Below are 21,865 nucleotides of genomic sequence, written 5' to 3' on the forward strand. Positions count from 1 at the left end.
ATGACGGAAACAGCTATGTTCGTTGAACGTTATCAGAATGATTTTGTTGCGCTTGGCGTACACAAGGTTGCTCATCTGGATGAACCCCTGATGAATCATCTGATCCGTACTTACGAAATATTGTGCCGGATGTCGTGTGAGGAGTCCGTGTGCCTGGCCGGTCTTTTTCACGGCTCTTATGGCACACAGGGCCTGCATACGGATGAAATCGGCGATATCCCCGAAGCCCAGCGCCAGATAGTGCGTAATTGCGCGGGTACTCAGGTTGAAAGCCTGGTTTATCATTTTTCGGTGATGAGCTATGAGTCGCTCAGTAAAAGCTTTCGCAACCTGTTGAAAGCCGATGGTGTACCCGTATTAAAAGATCGCCGTAGCGGCGAAGCCATTACGGTGACTCGTGAATATTTCGAAAAACTGCTGACCTTAAAATTAGCGGATGTGCTTGCGCATGCCCCAACGCATAAAAATCATACTTGCACCAATATTCCTGCCCAATACGGCGCATTCTGGGAAGTGGTCGCGGAGTATTTTGGTGGAAATAAGATACGTGTCTGGAATGAGATAGTCAGCTAACTCAAATTCTTTGGAGAAAATAAAATGACGTTAATGCCCGATAATACATGGGAAGGATTTCCATTATCTTTCCAACAGGAAGAATTTTGTGCTGAGCGCGTAAACGAAAAGATCCGTACTCTGTGTTTGCGATTCGATATTAAAGGTGTGATTGATAAGATTGTTCTTAATAATGCGCTAAATAACATTGTTGAGAAAAATGAAATCCTTCGTACCCACTATCGAACTCTGCAAAATCAGAGTAAAAACCCACTGATGGTAATCAGTGAGACTGCCTTACTGCATCTCGATGATATAGATTTATTATCGGAAGCCGAAAGACAGTCAGTGATTGCAAGCGAAATGGCTGCGCTAGAAAATGGTGAGGTTGTAAATCGTGATGATGTGATTAATGCGAGCTTACTCTCCCGGGGAGATTATCACACATTGCTGCTCGAGGTGCCTGCGATCGGCTTTGATTGGCTATCCGGGAATTTGCTGATGCAGCAGGTTGCGGCTGAATATCATGCGTTGATCCAGCAAATGGCCGTGGGTGAAAACCATGTTGTGCAGTATGTGGATTTTGCCCAGTGGCAGCGGGAAGAAGATCAGAAAAACCACGTTAATAACGGTGATACCTACGCGCAGACACAGTTGGCGAATGCCACTGCATTGAACCTGCCGTTGGAGATGAAATCAGAGAAAACAGATTTTAACCGTCACCTACTGTCGCTGAGCGTGGAGCAACAGTCGGGCCTGATGGCGGTTGCTGATCGGCTGGGGGTGGGGCAAAAAGCGGTGCTTCTAGCCTGCTGGACGGCGGGGCTGTGGCGACTTTGTGGCTCTCCTGATGCTGTCAGCATCCGCGTGAACATGCTCGGAAGGCCTTTTGCTGAATTGCAGCATTCACTTGGCCGTTATAGCGCGCCGGTCACGCTCAATCTGGCTCCGTTACCAACCCATGCTTTTTCACAATTATTGACGCAATGTCAGGACGCTTTATCACGTTATGAACCGCTGGTACAGGTACGCTCCAGTGGTCTTCATCAGATTAGCAAGAAAGTAAATGTTGCTTTTGATTTTGATGAAGCAGCAACGGCAATCAGCTTGGCAGAACTGAGCTGGTGTAACCAGTCGCAGCCGCGCGTTGATTTTGATACCGATCTGATGTTGCAGGTACAGGTCGGAGAGGTATTGCGCTGCACGCTGAATGTGCGCAATGGCACTATTCCCGATGCTGGCATACAGGCGATTTCTCAAGCCTTTAATGCATCAGTCAATGCACTGTTGGCGAATGCGCAACAACCTCTCGGGCATTTCGCCCTGCTGAACACGGCTCAACAGCAACAGCTTTTGCAGAATACGGTTGGTCCTGTGGCTCTGGCTGCCTTTGAACCCTGGACGCAGGTTTTTGCTCGGCAAGTGCAGGAAAGGCCCGATGCGCCTGCTTTACGTTTTAACGATCGTGCCTGGAGTTATGGTTCACTGGATGCGCTGACCAACCAGATTGCCAATATGCTGGTCGCTAAAGGGGTTGTTCCCGGTTCCACGGTGGCTTTACGGCTGGAACGCAGTGATTACCTTTTAGCACTGATTATCGCCGTTAATAAAGCGGGGGCAGCCTATCTGCCGTTAGATATCATTATGCCTGAACAGCGTGTTGCAACTTTGCTCCAGCAAACCGCGCCAGTGTTATTGATTCAGGATGACGGCAGTGACATCGATGTTATTGGCGAACAGGCTACACTTTCTCTGTCCACAGTGCTGGAAGCCGCGACAGCGTATCCGTCGAGCGGGCCGGAGGTGACGATCCATCCCGATGCGCTTGCTTACATCCTTTACACCTCGGGCACCACGGGTAACCCTAAAGGGGTGAAAGTAACGCACCGCGCGCTCGCGCGTTACATTGATGGTGTTCAGACACGTATTGGCATTAAAGATCCGTTGGTCTATCTTTCTGTCGGCCCATTGACCACGGATTTAGGTAACACGACGATTTTCCCGGCGTTAACCAGCGGTGGTTGCATCGTCATGTCTCCGCACTCTAAAGCGGAAGAAGCCCAGGAACAAATCGCGTTTATGGAAATAACGCAATTTGATGTTCTGAAGATCACGCCTTCGCATTTAGCCTCGCTGTTTGCTCTGTGTCAGGAACCCGCTCGCGTGATGCCAGAAAAAACGCTGGTGCTGGGCGGGGAAATGCTGAGCTGGGGGATGTGGCGTTTGTTCAATTCCTTCAGCCACGGTTGCAATATTTTCAACCATTATGGCCCGACAGAAACCTGCGTGGGGGTGATTGCTGGTGTTGTCGAAACTGACGTGGATGCGGCACTAGCATCTACCGTTCCGTTGGGGCAGCCATTAGACCATGTGCGTGCTTACATTGTTGATGCGTATGGCCATTTGTTGCCGGATGGCGCGGTTGGTGAATTATATATCGGGGGGGAAAGCGTCAGCACCGGTTATGTGTTCGCGGAAGAGCGGGATGTCGCGCGTTTTATTGCGGATCCCTGGCATGAAGGCTGCGTATACCGCACCGGAGATAAGGTCCGCCGCTTGCCAAACGGACGTCTTGAGTTCTTGGGGCGCATAGATCGACAGTTGAAAATCCGTGGATTTCGGGTGGAGCCTGCCGAGATCGAAGCGATTCTGCGCCGTCATGCAGAAGTACTGGATAGCTGCGTCATTGAACAGGGTGAGTCTGCCAGCGCACATCTGGTGGCTTATGTGGTGTTGCAGGACGGCTCGGTTGGTTTGCAATCGGCGCTGCGCGATTACCTCAGTGCGCAATTGCCGGACTTTATGTTGCCGTCGTACGTCGTTGCGTTGCCTCGTTTCCCGCTCAACCATAACGGGAAAATTGATATTTCACTCCTTCCTCATCCCGAATCGCTATATTCCGGCGATAACAGCCATTACGTGGCTCCGAAAAGTGACACAGAGAAAACTGTTGCCGGAATATTCGAATCGTTGCTTCAGGTCACCTCAGTCGGCCAGCAAGATGATTTTTTTGATATCGGTGGTCATTCACTGGTTGCAACAAGGCTGGTGGCTGCGATCCGTCAGCAGTTCACGATCCCTTTTAACCTGCGCTCTGTCTTTATGGATGCCACTGTCAGTGGACTGAGTGTGCAGATCGATACGGCGCTGGCACAAAAGCAGGAGGCAAAATGATGTTAACCGAAGCGCGATTTGGCGGTCGTCGCCAGGTAGTGAAAGTCTCACGGCATCAAGACGTAACACTGGTGCCGTTGGTGGATGAAACACGGCGGGGAAAAATGGTCATACCTGATCGTAAAGACGTTTCTGCGCACGCTTGGGTACTGGAACACCTGGAGCAGATGACCGAATGGCTGAACGCGCATGGCGCACTGCTGTTACGAGGATTTAACGTAACCGATACCGACGCTTTCCGTCAGGTGGTTGAGGCGACACGGGGCACGTTGCTGAACTACACCCACCGGTCAACGCCACGGAAAAGCATCAGTGCGGGGATTTACAGCTCAACCGAATATCCGGCGGATCAGCATATTCCTCAGCACAACGAGATGTCCTACACGCTGAACTGGCCCACGCGTCTATTTTTCTACTGCGCGGTTAAACCGGGTGAAGAGGGACAAACCCCTTTAGCGGACAGTAAAAGAATGTACCAATGCTTACCGGCAGATCTGATCGAACGCTTTGACCGGCATGGCGTTATGTATGTGCGTAACTATGGCCTAGGGCTTGATTTGAGCTGGCAGGATGTCTTCCAGACGGAGGAAGTCAGCGAAGTTGAGCGCTATTGCACGGAAAACGGCATCCAGTTTGAGTGGTTAAGCGAGGGAAGGCTTCGTACGCGTCAGGTTTGCCAGGCTACGATACGCGATAAACACAGCGGTGAGGGGATCTGGTTTAACCAGGCTCATCTATTTCATGTCAGTAGCCTCCCTCCGGAGACGGAGCAGGAATTACGTCTTGAGTTTTCTGAAATTGATCTGCCGCGTAACACGTTGTTTGGTGACGGTACTCCGATCCCAGCAGCGGATTTGGCCACCATTCGGGCGACCTACCAGCAGGAGGAGTTAGTCTTCGACTGGGAAAAGGGGGACATTCTGATCGTTGATAACGAGGTGATGTCACATGGGCGGCGACCTTTCAAAACTCCACGTTCCATTATGGTGGCAATGACATGATCGATTCAGGCAATTTTGAGGATGTAAAACGCGAGATTGAATATGCGTATCAGCATGCGCGTTTTTTCCGTAACCATATCGATGAATCGGGCATCGTGCCCGATGCCATTGACTCTGTACAGGCGTTTAAGCGCCTGCCCGTCACGCGTAAGATGCATTATCGAAAAAATTATCCGTTTGGCGTATTGGCGGCGGGTTACACCCTGAACTCACCACACGTCATGCGTTTTCAAAGTTCGGGGACGTCGGGCGAGCGGTTGAACAGCGCGATTTTCTCCTTTGATCTGGCGCGTCGGCAGGCTACCAGCCTGAGCGTAAATGAGAAGTTCAATTCGCTCTGGCTGCCCGGAAAAAAGCTCAAGCTGTGCCGTTATGCGCCGCCTAACTGTTCAGATGTCGAGTGCGGTATTGGCTTGAGTACAATGGAGGAACGTACGTTAGCAGATGGCACATTGGTCCTGCCGGTGGCGCATGATCTGTTGGCAACCCCTCTGCGGATGATCAATCAAGCACTGGATGAAATCGTGCTTTACAATCCGGATATTCTGGTGGTGGACCCCACGCATCTGGCATTTTTGACGCGTCAGGCCACGAAGCTGGGTAGAACTATTAGCAGCAGTAACAAATTGCACATCATCTGCGGTTACACGCAGTTGACCCACGTGGCGCGGCGGCAAATCACGCAGTTCTTCGGTGACGATGTGCCGGTGGGCAACATGCTGGGCATGTCAGAGTTGGGTTATCTGGGCTTTGAATGCCACCACGGGAGTCTGCATCTTAACAATCAGGATTATTTCGTTGAGCTGCTGGCAAATGGGGAGGACGTGCAGGAGAACCAGCCTGGAGAATTGATCATTTCAACTATCGATGATGGACTCATCCCGCGTATTCGCTATGCTACTGGCGATCTTTATCGCTTCGTCGCAGGTTCCTGTACCTGCGGTAGTACCTTACCCCGCGTGGTGATCGAGGGGCGAGTAACGCAGAATCTGCAGGTGGGGAATAGGAGTATTTCGCCGACTGATTTGGATGTTGCTGTGGGCGATGCTCCGGGGATCGACCTCTACAAAATGGAGCAAAACCAGGCAGGGAAACTTACCTTCCGCTTTATCGCTAATGAGCAGTTTAATGCGTTAACCCTGGCTCGAATAAAGGATGTCGTCGGTACGTTGATTGGCCACGATGATATTGAATATCTATCGGTAGATTATATCCCCTGTGAGCGTAGTGGGAAATTCCAGTCCTGTGTTTCTCAGTTTCATGAGGTAAAGCCATGAGCCATTCCCCGGTCTGTAAATCTGATTTCCCAGCCCTGCAGCAAGAGATTGACGGTAATAGTATTATTTATCTAGATAATGCCGCCACTACTCTAAAGCCTCGCGCGGTTATTAAGGCGGTCAGTGATTTTTATACCTTTAATGGAGCTAATATACATCGCGGTAAGCATCGACTTTCCGATGAAGCATCGAATGATTATGAACATGCAAGGTTGGATGTTTCTAACTATATTGGCGCGCAAGCCAATGAATTGGTCTTTACCGGAAATACTACGCATTCTCTGAATATCGTTGCGCATGGGCTGCAGCTAAGCAAGCAAGATATTGTCCTGGTCAATGCGGATGCCCACCATTCAAATATTCTTCCCTGGCGGCAAACAGCGGATGTGCGCTTTATTCGCACTACTGCGGAAGGGCGGCTCGATCTGGACCATTTTCGTGAGTTATTGCTGCTAAAACCAAGCGTTGTGGCATTAACTCACTGTTCAAACGTCACGGGGGTTGTGCATCCTGTCGGGCTGATGGTGGGGTTAATCAGGGCGTCCTCTAACGCTGTTATCGTCCTGGACGCAGCTCAGTCATTGCCGCATGAGCGCATTGATTTTCACCAGCTTGATGTCGACTTTGCGGCATTTTCCGCCCATAAAATGTATGGTCCAACAGGAGTAGGTCTTCTATATGGGAAATATGCCTTGCTGGAAAAATTGAAACCGTTGCAATACGGCGGTGGAACTGTCGATTGGGTTGATGCGAAAAAGCAGATAAATAGACGCGCACCATACCATCTTGAAGCCGGTACACCCGCTATCGCTTCTGTATTAGGCACTGGAGCCGCTGTGCGTTACTTGTTGCAGTGTGATGAAAGCCTGAGAAGTGCTCATGACAGGGCATTGTCAGAGGCGATGTTGAAATCTATTGCAGAACGCCCATTCCTGTCGTTACTTGGACCGCGCGATGCAAAGGACCGGCATGCGATATTTTCCGTGAAGTTTGACAGCAGTATCCCCGTAGGGGAGTTGACTCGTTTGCTGAGTGATTCATGGGGTATCATGTGTCGCAGTGGCTATCTTTGCGCGCAACCCTTTGTAACTGAAAAAGCACAGGGTGAAGTTATTCGTATTTCTGCCGGTGTTTACAATGAACTGTCAGAAATAGAAACGCTTTTTTCTGCTATTGATGAGCTGGCGTCCTGCGTGGGTTTGGCTACAATTTAATTTACTTTAAGGTGAGCATATACATGCGTTTTTTTAAAAATGATGAATATCTTGAAGTAGGTGAATCTACCTATATGTTTAATATGCTGAAGCAAGAGGCTCATCAGGCTCTTGTAAAAAATCCACTTATCAACCAGGTTTTGTATAAGTCTATTCTTGTACACTCGGATTTTAATGCGTCTCTTGCGTGGTGCGTAGTAGATAAACTGAATAAGGATGAAGATCGGTTTAGAGACTGGTATTTAATTGTCATTGAAATTTATAATAATAACCCCGAAATTATTAATCAGGCACTGTCTGATCTACATGCTTTCAGAGAAAGAGATCCTGCTTGCTACGGATACCTGCAGATAATGCTTTTTTTTAAGGGGTTTATCGCCTTGCAATGCTATCGCGTAGCTCATGAGTTATATTTCCAGGGAAAAAAAGAAACAGCGCTTTTTATTCAGAGTCGAATTTCTGAAGTTTTATCAATTGATATCCATCCTGCGGCAAAAATTGGCTCGGGTATTATGTTTGACCACGCGCATTGTCTTGTTATTGGTGAGACGGCTGTTATTGGAAATAATGTTTCACTATTTCACAGTATAACATTGGGTGGTACGGGAAAAGAACAGGGGGATCGTCATCCTAAAATTGGTGATAACGTTACCATTGGTGCTGGCGCCAAAATATTGGGTAACATTAATATTGGGGATAATGCCAAGGTAGCTGCGGGATCAGTTGTTCTAGAATGCGTACTTGAGGGTAAAACCGTCGCAGGTGTTCCTGCTCGTATTGTAGATGGGCAATAAAGTTTATGGCGGCCAATAGCTAACAGAGTCATCTATGTACCAAGATTGCGAGCAAGGGTAATTACAAACGTTAGTGCCGATAAGGCCGCTCGATGGACGGCCTTATTAGCAATTTTTTTGCTTTATTTTGTTGCATAGTTATCAGAAAAGTATTTAGTACTATATTTTTTCATCCGGAACCGTATAGGCTAATAGAATGATTCTACGGGATAAAGGGTGCGCAGGAACGGCTTCTCGGTAGGGTCTTGTTTGCATGGCATCTCCTTTTTATTTTTTTGACACTATAGCGCAATTGACCTCGCCGGCGGCAACCCCAATAATGGCCTCCTGACTCGGGGTGCCCCAAGGGGCTGAGATTTTACCCGTATTACCTGATCTGGATTATGCCAGCGTAGGGAAGTCTCGGTGCCCCAACCGGTACCCGCCTTCTTGAACGCCGGTTGGGAGGAATATGTTCGCTCGACCTGATGCTTTACCCGGCGCCCGCGCCGCGGCCTGTCTGACCCAATTCAAACAACAGCCCCCGCTGATTCACTGCCTGACCAACGAAGTGGTGCAGGAGCTGACGGCTAACGTATTGCTGGCGCTTGGCGCTTCTCCGGCGATGGTGGTGGAACCGACCGAAGCGGCGCAGTTCAGCCAACTGGCGGGTGCCCTGTTAATCAACATCGGCACTCTCAATGCCTCGCGCGCCGAATCCATGCTGGCGGCGGTAGAAGCCGCCAATGTGGCGGGAACGCCCTGGACGCTGGATCCGGTGGCGGTAGGCGGGTTGGCGTATCGCACCGCCTTTGCCCGGCGTTTGCTGGGCGAGAAGCCGGCGGCGATCCGTGGCAACGCGTCTGAAATTATGGCGCTGAGCGGCCGGCAGAGCGCCGGGCGCGGCGTAGACAGCACCGACGACTCGCTGGCGGCTTTGCCGGCGGCACGGGAACTGGCGCAGCTCAGCGGCGCGGTGGTGGCGGTCACCGGCGTGGTGGATTACATCACCGATGGCCGGCGCGACTGGGCGGTCGCCGGTGGCGATGCGCTGATGACGCGGGTGGTGGGCACCGGCTGCGCGCTTTCGGCGGTGGTGGCGGCATTTTGCAGCCTGCCGGGCGATCGGCTGGACAACGTCGCGACCGCTTGCCGGGTGATGTCGCTTTGCGGCGAACGGGCCACGCACCGGGCTGCCGGGCCGGGCAGCTTTACCCCGGCGTTCCTCGACGCCCTGTATCAACTGCGTGCGGAGGAGCTGCAATGAAACGGATTAACGCTTTGACCATCGCCGGCACCGATCCGAGCGGCGGCGCCGGCATCCAGGCCGATCTGAAAGCCTTTTCTGCCCTGGGGGCTTACGGCACTTCCGTGATCACCGCGCTGGTGGCGCAAAATACCCGTGGCGTGCAGTCGGTATATAACATCGATCCGGCGTTTGTCGCCGCCCAGTTGGATTCGGTATTCAGCGACGTGCGCATCGACAGCGCCAAGATCGGCATGCTGGCCAACGCAGATATCGTGCAGGCGGTGGCCGAACGCCTGCGCCACTACCGGCCGCCGTTCGTGGTGCTGGATACGGTGATGCTGGCGAAAAGCGGCGATCCCTTGCTGGCGCCGGAGGCGGTAGAGTCTATCCGCCGCGAACTGTTGCCGCAGGTGTCGATCATCACGCCGAACCTGCCGGAGGCTGCGGCCCTGTTGGCGTGCGCTCCGGCGGAAAATGAGCAGCAGATGCGCGAACAGGGCCGGGCGTTGCTGGCCATGGGTTGCCAGGCGGTGCTGATGAAGGGCGGCCACCTCAGCGAAAACGAAAGCCCGGACTGGTTGTTCAGCGCCGAGCAGGAACTGCGCTTCAGCGCACCGCGCGTAGCGACTCGTCATACGCACGGCACCGGCTGCACGCTCTCCGCCGCATTGGCTGCGTTGCGCCCGCGCTATGAAGACTGGGCCGGCACGGTCGCCGCCGCCAAGGACTATCTGCAAAAGGCCTTGCAGCAGGCGGATACGTTGGAAGTAGGGCACGGCATCGGGCCGGTGCATCATTTTCACGCGTGGTGGTGATTCAACTTTTTGCCGTCGTTGTGGTCAGACTGGATCCATGCCCGGCGTTCGCCGGGTACGAGCGGGTTTAACCAAGGGAGAAGGCCATGACAGGACAAAACGCACTTCGCAGCGCCATCTTTGGCGCGTTACTCAGCCTCAGTGCGGGCAGCGTTGCCCAGCAGATTGTTACCACCTCGGACGTGATCCAGCAGCCGGGTTATCAAACCGGCTGGCAGAACATGGTGAAGGGGCAGGCTCGCCTGCCGGGCTGGGCGCGCAAAGGGGTGGGCACGTCCACTCCGGCGCAAAGCCTGAGCTGGAAGGGGCAGAACTACCTGGTGGGCAATCTGTGCAAGCCGCACGACTGCGCCAACAACTTTTTGATCGTGGCGTTTAAAGAAGACAAATCCCAGGCCTGGGCCGTGCGTGTTGAGGTCCCGAATAAGCCGGAAGCGATTGATCATCCGAAGAAATACGCCAAATACCAATGGCTGGGCAAGCCGGACGAAGACATGAAGGCGCTGCTGAAAAAGCAGTTCGAGAGCAATCCCGACTGGAAATAAAACGACCTGGGGCGCAGTTGCCTGCGCCCTGAGGCAACGCACTCAGCCAACACCGGCCTGATGCAGATCGTGCAGGTTGATGGCGCCCACCAGCACGCCGTCCAGATTGACCACCGGCGCGGCGCTGATGTGCTGTTCGTGCAGTGCTTCCAGCGCTTCTCCGGCGCGCCACTGTTCCGGCAAGCGGTAGCCGGGGCGGGTAATCGCCGGGCCCAACGCATCCTGCAGGCTATGGCCTTTTACCAGCCAGCGGCGCAGGTCGCCGTCGGTAAACACCCCCACCACTTTTTGCTGCGCATCGCACACCGGCACCAACCCCAGCCCGGTGCGGCTCAGTTCCAGCATCGCTTCCATCACATTGGCGTTTTCACTGACCTGCGGCAGGCGATCGCCGATGCGCATCAGGTGGTGTACCCGGTTCAACAGGCGTGCGCCCAGGCTGCCGCCCGGATGGGAGCGGGCAAAGTCTTCGGCGTTGAACCCGCGTTGGCGCATCAATGCCATTGCCAGCGCGTCGCCCATCATCAGCGTATTGACCGCGCTGGAGGTGGGCGCCAGCCCCATCGGGCAGGCTTCGCGTTCGACGCTGATGTCCAGCACGCAGGCGGCGGCCAGCGCCAGCGGCGACTCTTTGCCGCCGGTAATGGCGATCACCGGGATGTTATTTTCCGCCAGCAGCGGCAGGATCAAATCCAGCTCCTTGGCGCGGCCGGAATAGGAGATAAACACCACCACGTCGTCGGCGCCGATCATGCCGAGATCGCCGTGCAGCGCCTCCGCAGGATGGACGAAGAACGACGGCGTGCCGGTGCTGGCCAGCGAGGCGGCAATCTTTTTGCCGATGTGGCCGGATTTGCCGATGCCGGAAATCACCGCCTTGCCCCGGCAGTTCAACAGCAGTTCGCAGGCACGGACGAAATTGTCGTCCAGGCGCGCCAGCAGGCGCTGCGCTTCGGTCAGTTCAATTTCCAGCGTTTCGCGGGCAAAAGCCAGCAGGGCAGTCGCGTTACTCATCGGAATCTCCTACCAGAATGATATTGATGCCTTTCGCTTGCAGCGCGGCGAGGTAATCCGGATTGATGTTTTTATCGGTAATCAGCGTATCCACGGCGCTCAAATCGCACACCACGTTCGGGCTTTTGCGGCCGAATTTTGACGAGTCCACCAGCAGGATAATGCGGCTGGCGGCCTCGCACATCGCCTTGCTGACGTTGTGCACCTCGTTGAAGGTGGTGACGCCGGCGTTGAGATCGACCCCGTCCGCGCCGATAAACAGCTTGTCGAAGCTGAACTTCTGGAACGCCGACTCCGCCAGGCTGCCGTGGAACGAGGCCGATTTTTTGCGGTAGGTGCCGCCGGGCATCAGGATGGTTTGGTCGTTGTCCAGCTCCACCAGCGCGTTGACGATATGCAGGCTGTTGGTCATCACCGTGATGTTATTGAACTGCGCCAGATGCGGCACCATTTGCAGCACCGTGCTGCCGGCATCGAAAATCAGCGAGTCGCCGTCGTTAATCAGCTTGATGGCGGCATAAGCGATTTGGCGTTTCTTTTCGCTGTTGATATGGGTTTTACGGTCGATCGGCTGGTCGCCGTCGTCGCGGCTGAGCACCACGCCGCCGTAGGTGCGGATCACCTCGCCTTCGTCTTCCAGCAGGGTGAGGTCTTTGCGGATGGTGGTGCCGGTAGTGGAAAAATGTTCGGCCAGGGCGTCCACTGCCGTTTTGCCATGCCGCTGCAGATATTCAAGGATAGCGGCCTGCCGCTGCTTTGGTTTCATCGCGATTCCCGTTCACAAGAGGTGAGCATTTCCCGTCAGCGAATAATTCAATATGAAAGGTAATGTCTTTTAATGTGAAAATATCATGATTTAGGGGCAATCGCTAACGATAGTGCAGTCCGGCATGCACGATCCTCGGGGAAGATCACATCCGGGCGCAAATCCTGTTGATGCAGGCCGTGCAAATGCGTGAGCGGCTGCGGCCGGGCGAAGATGGTCAGGCCGCGCATCATCAGGCTGCCGCAGACTCGCCGCTCGGCATCGAAAGCCAGCGCCAGCACCACCCGTGGCCGAAAACGGCCGCCGGAGCGCCCGACGCCGACGGTGCCCTGCCGGCACAGGCTGTCGAAGGCGCGGTTGAAATGGCGGATTTGCCACCCGCCAAGGCCGATTTGCAGCAGCCAGGCCAGTACGGCGAAGATAACCAATGCTTGAGTCATAATGCCTCCTTAATCCCCCTCCGGGTGGAGGGGGAGGCTACCACATCAGAACATCACCTGGCCGCCGGTGATGTTGATCGACTGGCCGGTGCAGTAAGACGCCTTGTCGCTGGCGTAAAACAGCAGGGTGTTCAGCACGTCCTGATAGTCGCAGCCGCGTTTCAACGGCACCTTGTCGGTGTAATATTTTTCGACCTGATCCGGCTCGATCCCCAGCTTTTGCGCGTATTGCGGCAGCAGCGACTGGAACATCGGCGACTTCAGCAGATTGCCGAGCATCAGTGAATGCACGGTAATGCCGTATTCCGCCAGATCGAGCGCCAGCGACTGGGTCAGCCCCACGCCGCCGAACTTGGCCGCGCTGTAACCGGAGTTGTGCTTGCTGCCCACCTTGCCGGATTTGGAGTTGATCTGGATGATGCGGCCGGCCACGCCGTCGCGGATCATCAGGCGGGAAAACTCGCGGGCGCACAGAAAATAGCCGACAAGATTGACCTGCAACGAGCGGTCAAAATCCCCCAGCAGGAAATCGGTGATCGGCGCCGCCTTGGCGATACCGGCGCTGTAAACCAGCAGATTGGCCTGGCCGAACGCCTGATCAACCGCCGCCGCCAGCGCAATGACGCTCTGCTCGTCGGTGGCGTCGGCCTGGAAGGCCTGGGCGCGGCCCGCACCGAACTCATGGTTAATCTGTTGCGCCACCTGATGGGCATTGTCCGCATTCAAATCGGCCACCGCGACCCGGTAACCCGCCTGCGCCAGGCCATGAGATAAAAACGCACCTAAGGTTTGGCCGCCGCCAATCACTACCGCTACTTCAGACATGGTCTACTCCTTATGCAATAAATTTCAGCGTGCTGCCTAACGGGATATCAGCCGGCGTGGCGCCGGAAACGTGGATCGAACCCGGAAACTCGGCCTGGGTTACGCCGTCGAAGCGCACGGTGACATGACCCAGCTCACGCAGGTTTTGCGTCGCGACGCTGCCGACGGCGGTGATCGGATAACGCTGCTCCGCCAGCTCCATCCAGCCGCCGACCTGCAGTTCACCGGCGGTGTCGCCGTGCCGATGGATAAAGCAAAACTCTTCAATGTCCGCCGGCGCGCCTTCGCGGAAGGTGATCAGCATGTCATCCTGCAATGCCTCGCGGGCGCTGCCGCCAATCTGCGTAATGGTGGTGTGGTAAATGGTGTGCATGATCTTTTCCCTGCAAAACAGTGTCATTGATAGATGAAGGCCGAAGCGGCCCAGGCGATCAGTACCGTTGGCGCGCCGGTCAGGAAACGCCCGACCAGTACCGACGGCACGCCGACCCGCACGGTGTCCTGTTTGGCTTCCGCCAGCGACAAGCCGACCGGAATAAAGTCGCAGGCAGCCTGCGCGTTAATCGCAAACAGCGCAGGCAGCGCCAGCTGCGGCGGAATATGCCCGAGACCGATCTGCACCCCGACCAGCACGCCAATCACCTGGGCGATCACCGCGCCGGGGCCGAGGAAGGGCGACAACAGCGGGAAGGAACAGATCAGCGCCAGCGTCACCAGGCCGATTGGGCTGCTGGCCAGCGGCGTCAGGCCGTGGGCGATAAAATCACCCAGACCCGAGGCCATGATGATGCCGATCAACGCCGAGACGAACGCCATAAACGGCAGGATGGTTTTCAGCACCGTGTCGATGGTGTCGCGCCCGGCCTGGAAGAACACCGCCACCACCGAACCCATGCCCATGCCGACTTTGGCAAGCAGGCCGTCGCTCTGTTCGGTGATTTTTTTGCTGGTGTCGTAATCGCACCCTTTTGGCTGTGGCGCGGGGGGCTTTTGCGCCGTACCTGTTGCCGACGCCACCAGGCTGATGTTGTTGTCGCGTACGCCGGAGACGTAAATGTCCTCGAGGATAAACTGCGCCAGCGGGCCGGACTGGCCGGTGGCGTGGATATTGACCGTCGGGATGCGGCGCTTCGGATACAACCCGCAGCGCAGGGTGCCGCCGCAGTCGATCACCATCACGCCAATCTCTTCCGCCGGCGGTTCGCCCTCTTTAAAGCCGTCGACTGCCGGCCAGCCGGTCAGCTCGCTGAGCCGATCGACGATCGAAGGGCGGGTGCCGGCGGTGATGTACACCACTTTCTTGCCGGGTTCGATCGCAATCTCCAACGGGCCACCCCAGCCGCTGGCGCCTTTCTCAATACGGATATAAGCACTCATGCTGCACTCCACGGATTAAAGTTGCACCTGGCGATCCAGGCGGATGCCCATCTTGCGTTCGAACAAACTGGTGGTGAGGTCGGTTACCCAGCCACGGAAGAAGTTGGTGAACAACCCGACCAGGAAATAGCTCACCGCCAGTGGCCCAAGCGGTAGGCCGAGAGTCGTCAGCCCGCTGGCGATCCCGAGGTATACGAACAGCTCGCCGGGGTTGATGTGCGGAAACAGGCCGTTCATCGAATGGCAGCTGTAGGACGCCGCCGCATAGTAGCTGGGCTTGTATTTCTCCGGCATAAAGCGCCCGAGACTGAGGGTCATCGGGTTACAGAAAACAAAGGTACCGATCAGCGGCAGCAGCAGATAGCGCGATACCGGGTTGCCCGCGCAGCGCTGCGCCAATCGTTCGATACGTTCCTGGCCTACAAATTTGATCAGCGCATTCATGATAACCAACAGGCTGATTAACAAAGGTAAAATGCCGGTCACCATGCCGACAAACACTTCACCACCTTTCTGAAACAGGCCGATAAACCACTCGGCACCGTGGGTGATTAGCTCAATCATTATTGCTCTCCTGTGATGGACGGTATGGCCTGGAGCGAAAAGCGGCTCTGTCGCCATGGGCCTTACACTAATCACTTTATGGATTCATTTGTTTTAAATAGATCACATTTTGAAAGATAAATATTTTATTGTGAAAGTTAAAAATGAAAGAAAAATAAGAATAAAACGAAAGGATTGGCGGAAAACAGGCACAAAAAAGCCCGGCGTACCGGGCTGTGGAGGCAGGGGAAGGGGTCAGGCGATGGTAACGTTTTTGTCCAGATAGGTGTCCTGCACGGCGTTGATCAGCGCCACGCCTTCTTTCATCGATTTTTTGAACGCCTTGCGCCCCAGGATCAGGCCCATGCCGCCCGCACGTTTGTTGATGACGGCGGTACGCACCGATTCCTGCAGGTCGTTTTCACCGGCGGCGCCGCCGGAGTTGATCAAGCCCGCGCGGCCCATATAGCAGTTGGCCAGCTGGTAACGCACCAGATCTATCGGGTGGTCGGTGGTCAGCTTGCTGTAGACGCGGTCATCGGTGTAGCCGAATTTTACCGCGCGGTAGCCGCCGTTGTTTTCCGCCATTTTTTGCTTAACGATATCGGCGCCGATGGTGGCGGCAATATGGTTGGCCTGGCCGGTGAGATCGGCGCTGGAATGGTAATCCACGCCGTCTTTGGTGAACGCCGGGTTACGCAGATAGGCCCAGAGCACGGTGACCATGCCCAGCTCGTGCGCGCGTTCGAAGGCGGCAGAGATCTCCTCGATCTGGCGGCGAGATTGCTCGGAGCCGAAGTAAATCGTTGCGCCGACCGCGACCGCCCCCATATTGAAAGCCTGCTCGACGCTGGCGTACAGCGTCTGGTCGTATTGGGTCGGGTAGCTCAGGGTTTCGTTATGGTTCAGTTTGACCAGGAACGGAATTTTGTGGGCGTAGCGGCGCGATACCGACGCCAATACCCCGTAGGTGGAGGCGACGCAGTTACAGCCGGCCTCGATAGCCAGTTCGACGATATTTTTCGGATCAAAATACAAGGGGTTGGCGGCGAAAGAAGCGCCGGCCGAGTGTTCAATGCCCTGATCGACCGGCAGAATCGACAGGTAACCGGTACCGGCCAGGCGGCCGTGGTTGAGCAGGGTTTGCATGGAACGAAGGACGGTATTGGGACGGTTGTTATCGATCATTATCCGGTCAACAAAGTCGGCGCCCGGCAGGTACAGATTCTCAGCAGGGATGGTGGTACAGCGGTGTTGCAACAGGTCTTCCGCTTCCTTTCCTAACAACTGCGCGATATCAGTCATGATTAACTCCCGATTAAGCTTCCTCATACACCGGCAATGCCATCCCGTCGTCTTCCAGGCTGCAGCCTTGTTACCTGCGCTGGCCACCTGGCTGCAACGTGAAGGCCATAGGGGATATTTTGTCACCGGCATAGCAGAAAGCGGTGATTAAAGCTGAAAGAACGAGACTACTGAATTTCCTTTGGCAAGGAGAAACAATAGATGCGATTGAGAGGAAATTCCATTTGCGGGGGCAAATACGCGAGGGCGATCGCCCCCGGCGCGGTAACTGGCTGATTACTCGATATCGAACCACTCGGTGTTTTGCAGGGCGATCGGCGTAATGGAGTAGATCATCTCCTGCAGATGCTCATGGATGGCGCGCTCGGCGGCGTCCGCATCCTGGGCCTTGAGTGCGGCAAAGATCCGATAATGCTGCTGGATCAGGCTTTCCGGCGGCGACACCTCGCTCAGGCTGAGAAAACGCACCCGGTCCATGGTGGCCTTGATGGTTTCGATGGTTTCCCAGGCCAGGGGGCAGTCGGCGAACTGGGTCAGCAACTGGTGGAACTCATCGTCCAGCGCCAAAAACTCGCGCGTCTGTTGGTTTTGCGCTGCCAGCTCCTGACGATGCAAATTGTGCTCCAGCGTCATCAGCTGTTCCGGCGTGATCCGCTGCGCCACGCGGCGGACGATCGCGCATTCCACCGCCTGGCGGATAAAGCGCCCGTCGGCCACCCGCTTGGCGGAGATCTTCATCACGAAAGTGCCGCGCTGCGGCAGTATCTGCACCAACCCGGCCTCCGCCAGCTTGATGAACGCCTCGCGAACCGGTTGGCGCGAAACGCTAAAACGGGTGGAAATCTCTTTCTCGGAAAGCAGCGTGCCGGGCGGAATGGTGCAGTCGACAATGTCTTTACGCAGGAAGCGGTAAATTTGCTGGTTGACCGGAAGGGTGTTGGTGAGGCTGTAGGATTCAGACATGGCGACAATCAGTGACCCGACTTGCTGTGAATGCCACCATACTAGCAGATTATCTTGGGGCTGCGGGCGGATAAATCCCTCCGCAGCCTGATGAATTTCAATCAATCCATCAACTAACCGTTAATCCGGCGACGGCGGCTTTTGTTCCCTTATCCAACAGCGCCAGATAAGCCTGGGTCACTGCGCCGACGAAGCGCGGGTTGCCCGGCAGGTCGCGGCCGAATACCGTTTCCAACTGGAGCAGCGCCAGCACGCGCGGCTGGCCTTGTTCGCTGCCCGCCACGAGCGCGGCGATAGGCTCGCGCAACGGATCGCTGATTTCTATCGGCCGGCCTTGTTCATCCAGGCCGCCGACATAGCGCATCCAACCGGCCACGGCCAATGCCAGGGCGTCAAAACGGCTGCCGTGCGCCAGATGGTGGCGAATGGGATCCAGCAGGCGCTGCGGCAATTTTTGCGTGCCGTCCATGGCGATTTGCCCGGTGCGGTGTTTCAACGCGCCGTTACGGTAGCGCCGCAACAGCGAGTCGGCGTAATGCGCCAAATCGACACCGCTTACCTGTAGCGTCGGCGCCTGTTCCGCCAACATCAAATGGCGAGCGGCGCGCACAAAGTCTTCATCCTGCATGCAGTCGCTGACGTGCGGATAACCGGCCAGATAGCCGAGATAGGCAAGGAACGAGTGGCTGCCGTTCAGCATCCGCAGCTTCATTTCCTCATAGGGCAGCACGTCGCCGACCAGCTCGGCGCCCGCTCGCTCCCATTCAGGCCGCCCCTGCGGGAAGTCGTCTTCTATTACCCATTGGCGAAAGGGTTCGCAGGCCACGCCGACCGCATCGCTCACGCCGCCCAGCAACGCCTGCAACTGGCGTTGGGTTTCCGGCGTCACCGCCGGGACAATGCGGTCTACCATGGTGGAAGGAAAGCGGACGTTTTGCCGCACCCAGTCGGCCAGCCCGGCATCCTGCCGCTGCGCCAACTGGGTGACGACGTTGCGGGTTACCTGGCCGTTGGCCGGCATGTTGTCGCAGGACATTAGGCTAAATGCTGGCAGGCCGCGCTCCCGGCGCAAGCGCAGTGCAGCCAGGATCAGCCCCAGCGCGGAGTGCGGCCGCAGCGGGTTGGCGATGTCGTGTTGAATATCCGGGTGATCGAGCATCAACTGGCCGTTGGCAGGTTGATAGCAGTAGCCTTTCTCGCTGACGGTCAATGAAACTATGGCAATCTCTGGCTGAGCCATGGCGTCGAGCACCGCTTCCAACCCGTCAACCTGCAAGTGCAGCGCCTGCCTGATCACGCCGATCGTCCGGCCGTGCCAGCCGTCGCCGTCCATTTCGGCCACCGTGTACAGCAAATCCTGCTGTTGCAGATCGGCGATTTTTTGCCGGCCGTTATGCATGCTGATCACGCAGTAGCCCCAGTCGCCGGCGCGATCGTTGGCCAACTGCTCGGCATACACGGCCTGATGTGCGCGGAAAAATGCGCCAAAGCCGAGGTGGACAATGCGGGGTTTTATTCGTTCACGGGCGTAACCTGGCCGGGCAATTGCCGCCGGCAGCGCGCTGTTGCTGGAAAGTGTCATGCTGAAATCCCTGAAAGAGCGGGGCGACGTCGGCCGCCCCGCAGGGTTAGTGTTTCGAGATTTGCGGTTGTGCGGCATTGCGCGGTGCCTTGATCACCAGCAACACCAGCACGGCGCCGAGTGCGGCCACACCGCCGGCCAGGATAAAGGCGCTGTCGAACTTGCCGGTGTTCTGCACGATATAACCGGTCACGACCGGGCCAATGATCCCCGACACGCTGCCGATCATGTGAACAAAGCCGCTGGCGCCGCCGACGCGGGATTTATGCACCACGTCCTGAATGATCGCCCAATAAATGGCCCCGGTGATATACAGGAAGAAGATAGAGACCGACATCAGCATTACCGCCGGCACCACGCTGCTGACGGTGCCCGCCAATGCGACGCAAATGGCCGCCGCCAGCAGGCTGGTCACCAACACGATCTTGCGCGACAGCAGCAGCTTGCCGGTGATATTGAAAATCTTGTCGGAGATATAGCCGCCGAGCGCCAGTCCAACAAAGCCGACAATCCACGGGATCATGGTGGTGAGGCTCATTTCCTTGATGTTCAGGTTGTGCGCCTGCACCAGATACGCCGGGAACCAGCTCAGGAAGAAGAACAGGATGTAGTTGTAGCAGAAGAAGGCGAAGGCGGTGACCAGGATGATCGGCTGCTTCAGGTAGTAACCTAGCCCATGCGCGGCGTCGCTCAGCTCTTCTTCTTCGCTGATTTTTTCCTCTTTCAGTTTGTTGATCAACGCCCGTTCGTTTTCGCTGACGTGCCTGCTCTTGGCCGGGTTATCCGCCACCACGAAGAACCACACCAGCATCCAGACGATGCCGATCGAGCAGATGATCATGAACGCCGCCCGCCAGCCGAACGCCAGCGCCAGATAGCCGACGATCGGCCCGGCTACCGCGCCGCCCAAGGGTGAACCGGCGCTGAGCAGGCCCATGGCGGTGGCCGCCTGTTTCTTCGGGAACCAGCCGTTGATCATCTTGTTGGCGGAAGAGCTGATCGGCCCTTCGGCCATGCCGAACAGAATGCGCAGGATCAGCATGGAATAGAAACCGGTGGCGAACGCCGTCATGCCGCAGAAGATTGACCATAAGGCCACGGCGGTGCCGAGCACCAGCGTCGGGCCGTACTTGTCGACCGCCAGCCCGCCGATAAAGTTGAAGATGGCGTAGCCGAAGAAGAAGCTGCCGAAGATGAGGCCGAACTGCTCGGCGTTCAGCATCAGATCTTTTTCGATCATCGGCACGGTAATCGACAGTGCGACGCGGTCGAGGTAGTTGATCATAAAGACCATGAACAGCAGGAATACTATGGTCCAACGCAGGTTTTTAAACATAAAAGCACTCCATATATTTCTGGTTTTGATGCTTTATTTTCTGCAAGGGCAGCCAGGCCGCCCTATGCCCCGGTGTTAACAAAACTAACTGAATTGCAGTAACACCTTGCAGCAGGTGCGCTGGTCTTTTTCGAACATCAGCATTGCCTGTTCCACTTCGCTGGCGGCTACGCAATGGGTGATTAACCGCTGCGGGTCGATTTTTCCGCCGGCCATCCAGTCGATAACCTGCGGGAAGCGGGCGCTGTTGAGGCGCGAGGAGAAAATCGACAGCTCCTTGCTGGTGATGCTTTGCTGGGTGACGGTGCAGGCATCGCCGGAGAAACCCATGATGCCGATGCGCGCCGCCGGTGAGGCAAGGTTAATGGCTTCCTGCAAAATGGCCGGGTGGCAGGCGGCGTCGACGATCAGCGTCGGGCGGATGCCGCGTCGTTCCAGCTCGGCCGGCAGCGACGCCTCGGCGTTATCGAACGTCCAGTCGGCACCGTTTTCTTGCGCCATGGCCAGCCGTTCAGCGATGCGGTCGGTGACAATCACCTGCTTCACGCCGTAGACCCCTTTCAGCGTTTGGATCACCGTCAGCCCCATCGGCCCGGCGCCGTAGATCAGCGCGATATCATCGGCCCTTGGCTGCAGATGGGCGGTGATGTTGGCGGCAATGGTGAAAGGTTCGACCATCGCGGCGTGGCGATCGCTGATGCTTTCAGGAATGCGGTAAGCGTTGCGCGCCGGGGCGCAGGCATAGTCGCTGAAGCCGCCGTCGCGGTGCACGCCGATCACCTGCAGCTCGGTGCAGACGTTGGGGCGCCCGATGGAACAAGGATAACAATGGCCGCAGCTCACCACCGGATCCACCGAAACGCGTTCGCCGATACGTTGCGGGTCGACGTCGCTGCCCACCTGGTCAATCACGCCGAAAAACTCATGGCCGATCACGCGCGGGTAGCGGGCGAACGGGTTATGCCCATGATAAATGTGCACGTCTGAGCCGCAGATGCCGGCAAACTTCACCTTGACCCGCACTTCGCCGGCGGCCGGCTGCGGCAGCGGGCGCTGCTGGATAACCAGCCGGCCAGGTTGTTCAATCACCACGCTTTGCATTGCGCGTTCTCCC

General features: G+C 56.1%; 21 protein-coding genes and 1 riboswitch. Of the genes, 9 read left to right on the top strand and 12 right to left on the bottom strand.

What is annotated here, in order from left to right; all coding sequences use genetic code 11:
• Positions 1 to 15: 15 nt before the first annotated feature.
• From JK621_RS22410 to JK621_RS22450, 9 genes are all read left to right on the top strand, one after another.
• Positions 16 to 573 carry a DUF6817 domain-containing protein gene (locus JK621_RS22410; protein ID WP_249337109.1) on the top strand — a complete coding sequence of 186 codons (558 nt, stop codon included), beginning with the start codon at positions 16 to 18 and terminating at the stop codon, positions 571 to 573.
• A 24-nt stretch (positions 574 to 597) separates the two neighbouring features.
• Complete coding sequence (locus tag JK621_RS22415) at positions 598 to 3,726, top strand: amino acid adenylation domain-containing protein (RefSeq protein WP_212557705.1); 3,129 nt, start codon at positions 598 to 600, stop codon at positions 3,724 to 3,726.
• Positions 3,723 to 4,727 (top strand): TauD/TfdA family dioxygenase, encoded by a 1,005-nt coding sequence (locus tag JK621_RS22420; RefSeq protein WP_249337110.1) that lies wholly within the window; start codon positions 3,723 to 3,725, stop codon positions 4,725 to 4,727. Before JK621_RS22415 ends, JK621_RS22420 begins: the two co-directional genes overlap by 4 nt.
• Complete coding sequence (locus JK621_RS22425) at positions 4,724 to 6,004, top strand: phenylacetate--CoA ligase family protein (protein WP_212557706.1); 1,281 nt, start codon at positions 4,724 to 4,726, stop codon at positions 6,002 to 6,004. Before JK621_RS22420 ends, JK621_RS22425 begins: the two co-directional genes overlap by 4 nt.
• Positions 6,001 to 7,218, top strand: a complete 1,218-nt coding sequence (locus JK621_RS22430; protein ID WP_212557707.1) for an aminotransferase class V-fold PLP-dependent enzyme — start codon at positions 6,001 to 6,003, stop codon at positions 7,216 to 7,218. The genes JK621_RS22425 and JK621_RS22430 overlap by 4 nt, the downstream gene beginning before the upstream one ends.
• 23 nt (positions 7,219 to 7,241) lie before the next feature.
• Positions 7,242 to 8,012 carry a serine O-acetyltransferase gene (gene cysE / locus JK621_RS22435; RefSeq protein WP_249337111.1) on the top strand — a complete coding sequence of 257 codons (771 nt, stop codon included), beginning with the start codon at positions 7,242 to 7,244 and terminating at the stop codon, positions 8,010 to 8,012.
• Between the two features lie 323 nt (positions 8,013 to 8,335).
• A riboswitch (TPP riboswitch) is annotated at positions 8,336 to 8,427 on the top strand.
• A gap of 36 nt (positions 8,428 to 8,463) precedes the next feature.
• Entirely contained in the window at positions 8,464 to 9,258 is a 795-nt protein-coding gene (thiM, locus tag JK621_RS22440; RefSeq protein ID WP_212557708.1) for a hydroxyethylthiazole kinase, read from the top strand.
• Entirely contained in the window at positions 9,255 to 10,055 is an 801-nt protein-coding gene (gene thiD / locus JK621_RS22445) for a bifunctional hydroxymethylpyrimidine kinase/phosphomethylpyrimidine kinase (RefSeq protein ID WP_212557709.1), read from the top strand. Before thiM ends, thiD begins: the two co-directional genes overlap by 4 nt.
• 86 nt (positions 10,056 to 10,141) lie before the next feature.
• Positions 10,142 to 10,600, top strand: coding sequence for an inhibitor of vertebrate lysozyme family protein (locus JK621_RS22450; protein WP_212557710.1), 459 nt, complete (start codon positions 10,142 to 10,144; stop codon positions 10,598 to 10,600).
• Between the two features lie 42 nt (positions 10,601 to 10,642).
• Here JK621_RS22450 and gutQ read toward each other — a convergent pair whose 3' ends face one another.
• The 12 genes from gutQ to JK621_RS22510 form a co-directional block, all read right to left on the bottom strand.
• Positions 10,643 to 11,614 carry an arabinose-5-phosphate isomerase GutQ gene (gene gutQ / locus JK621_RS22455; protein ID WP_212557711.1) on the bottom strand — a complete coding sequence of 324 codons (972 nt, stop codon included), beginning with the start codon at positions 11,612 to 11,614 and terminating at the stop codon, positions 10,643 to 10,645.
• A complete protein-coding gene (srlR, locus tag JK621_RS22460; RefSeq protein ID WP_004951988.1) occupies positions 11,607 to 12,380 on the bottom strand; it encodes a glucitol operon DNA-binding transcriptional repressor SrlR in 774 nt (257 codons plus the stop codon). The genes gutQ and srlR overlap by 8 nt, the downstream gene beginning before the upstream one ends.
• Positions 12,381 to 12,463: 83 nt before the next feature.
• The gene (gutM, locus tag JK621_RS22465) at positions 12,464 to 12,820 is read right to left on the bottom strand and encodes a transcriptional regulator GutM (RefSeq protein ID WP_212557712.1); all 357 of its coding nucleotides are present in this window, start codon (positions 12,818 to 12,820) and stop codon (positions 12,464 to 12,466) included.
• Between the two features lie 45 nt (positions 12,821 to 12,865).
• Positions 12,866 to 13,645 (bottom strand): sorbitol-6-phosphate dehydrogenase, encoded by a 780-nt coding sequence (gene srlD / locus JK621_RS22470; RefSeq protein ID WP_212557713.1) that lies wholly within the window; start codon positions 13,643 to 13,645, stop codon positions 12,866 to 12,868.
• A gap of 10 nt (positions 13,646 to 13,655) precedes the next feature.
• The gene (srlB, locus tag JK621_RS22475; RefSeq protein ID WP_212557714.1) at positions 13,656 to 14,018 is read right to left on the bottom strand and encodes a PTS glucitol/sorbitol transporter subunit IIA; all 363 of its coding nucleotides are present in this window, start codon (positions 14,016 to 14,018) and stop codon (positions 13,656 to 13,658) included.
• A 23-nt stretch (positions 14,019 to 14,041) separates the two neighbouring features.
• Positions 14,042 to 15,022 (bottom strand): PTS glucitol/sorbitol transporter subunit IIB, encoded by a 981-nt coding sequence (gene srlE, locus JK621_RS22480; RefSeq protein ID WP_212557715.1) that lies wholly within the window; start codon positions 15,020 to 15,022, stop codon positions 14,042 to 14,044.
• Between the two features lie 15 nt (positions 15,023 to 15,037).
• Positions 15,038 to 15,586 (bottom strand): PTS glucitol/sorbitol transporter subunit IIC, encoded by a 549-nt coding sequence (gene srlA / locus JK621_RS22485; RefSeq protein ID WP_004941528.1) that lies wholly within the window; start codon positions 15,584 to 15,586, stop codon positions 15,038 to 15,040.
• Positions 15,587 to 15,820: 234 nt separating this feature from the next.
• Positions 15,821 to 16,870 (bottom strand): class I fructose-bisphosphate aldolase, encoded by a 1,050-nt coding sequence (fbaB, locus tag JK621_RS22490; protein ID WP_212557716.1) that lies wholly within the window; start codon positions 16,868 to 16,870, stop codon positions 15,821 to 15,823.
• A gap of 276 nt (positions 16,871 to 17,146) precedes the next feature.
• On the bottom strand, positions 17,147 to 17,833 hold the full coding sequence (locus JK621_RS22495; protein ID WP_006327242.1) for a GntR family transcriptional regulator: 687 nt from the start codon (positions 17,831 to 17,833) through the stop codon (positions 17,147 to 17,149).
• Positions 17,834 to 17,942: 109 nt separating this feature from the next.
• Entirely contained in the window at positions 17,943 to 19,415 is a 1,473-nt protein-coding gene (locus JK621_RS22500) for a mannitol dehydrogenase family protein (RefSeq protein ID WP_212557717.1), read from the bottom strand.
• 46 nt (positions 19,416 to 19,461) lie between these two features.
• The gene (locus JK621_RS22505) at positions 19,462 to 20,751 is read right to left on the bottom strand and encodes an MFS transporter (protein WP_212557718.1); all 1,290 of its coding nucleotides are present in this window, start codon (positions 20,749 to 20,751) and stop codon (positions 19,462 to 19,464) included.
• 84 nt (positions 20,752 to 20,835) lie between these two features.
• Positions 20,836 to 21,852 (bottom strand): Zn-dependent oxidoreductase, encoded by a 1,017-nt coding sequence (locus tag JK621_RS22510; protein WP_212560269.1) that lies wholly within the window; start codon positions 21,850 to 21,852, stop codon positions 20,836 to 20,838.
• Between the last annotated feature and the right edge of the window lie 13 nt (positions 21,853 to 21,865).

This window comes from Serratia plymuthica (genome assembly GCF_018336935.1).
Lineage (GTDB): Bacteria > Pseudomonadota > Gammaproteobacteria > Enterobacterales > Enterobacteriaceae > Serratia > Serratia plymuthica_B.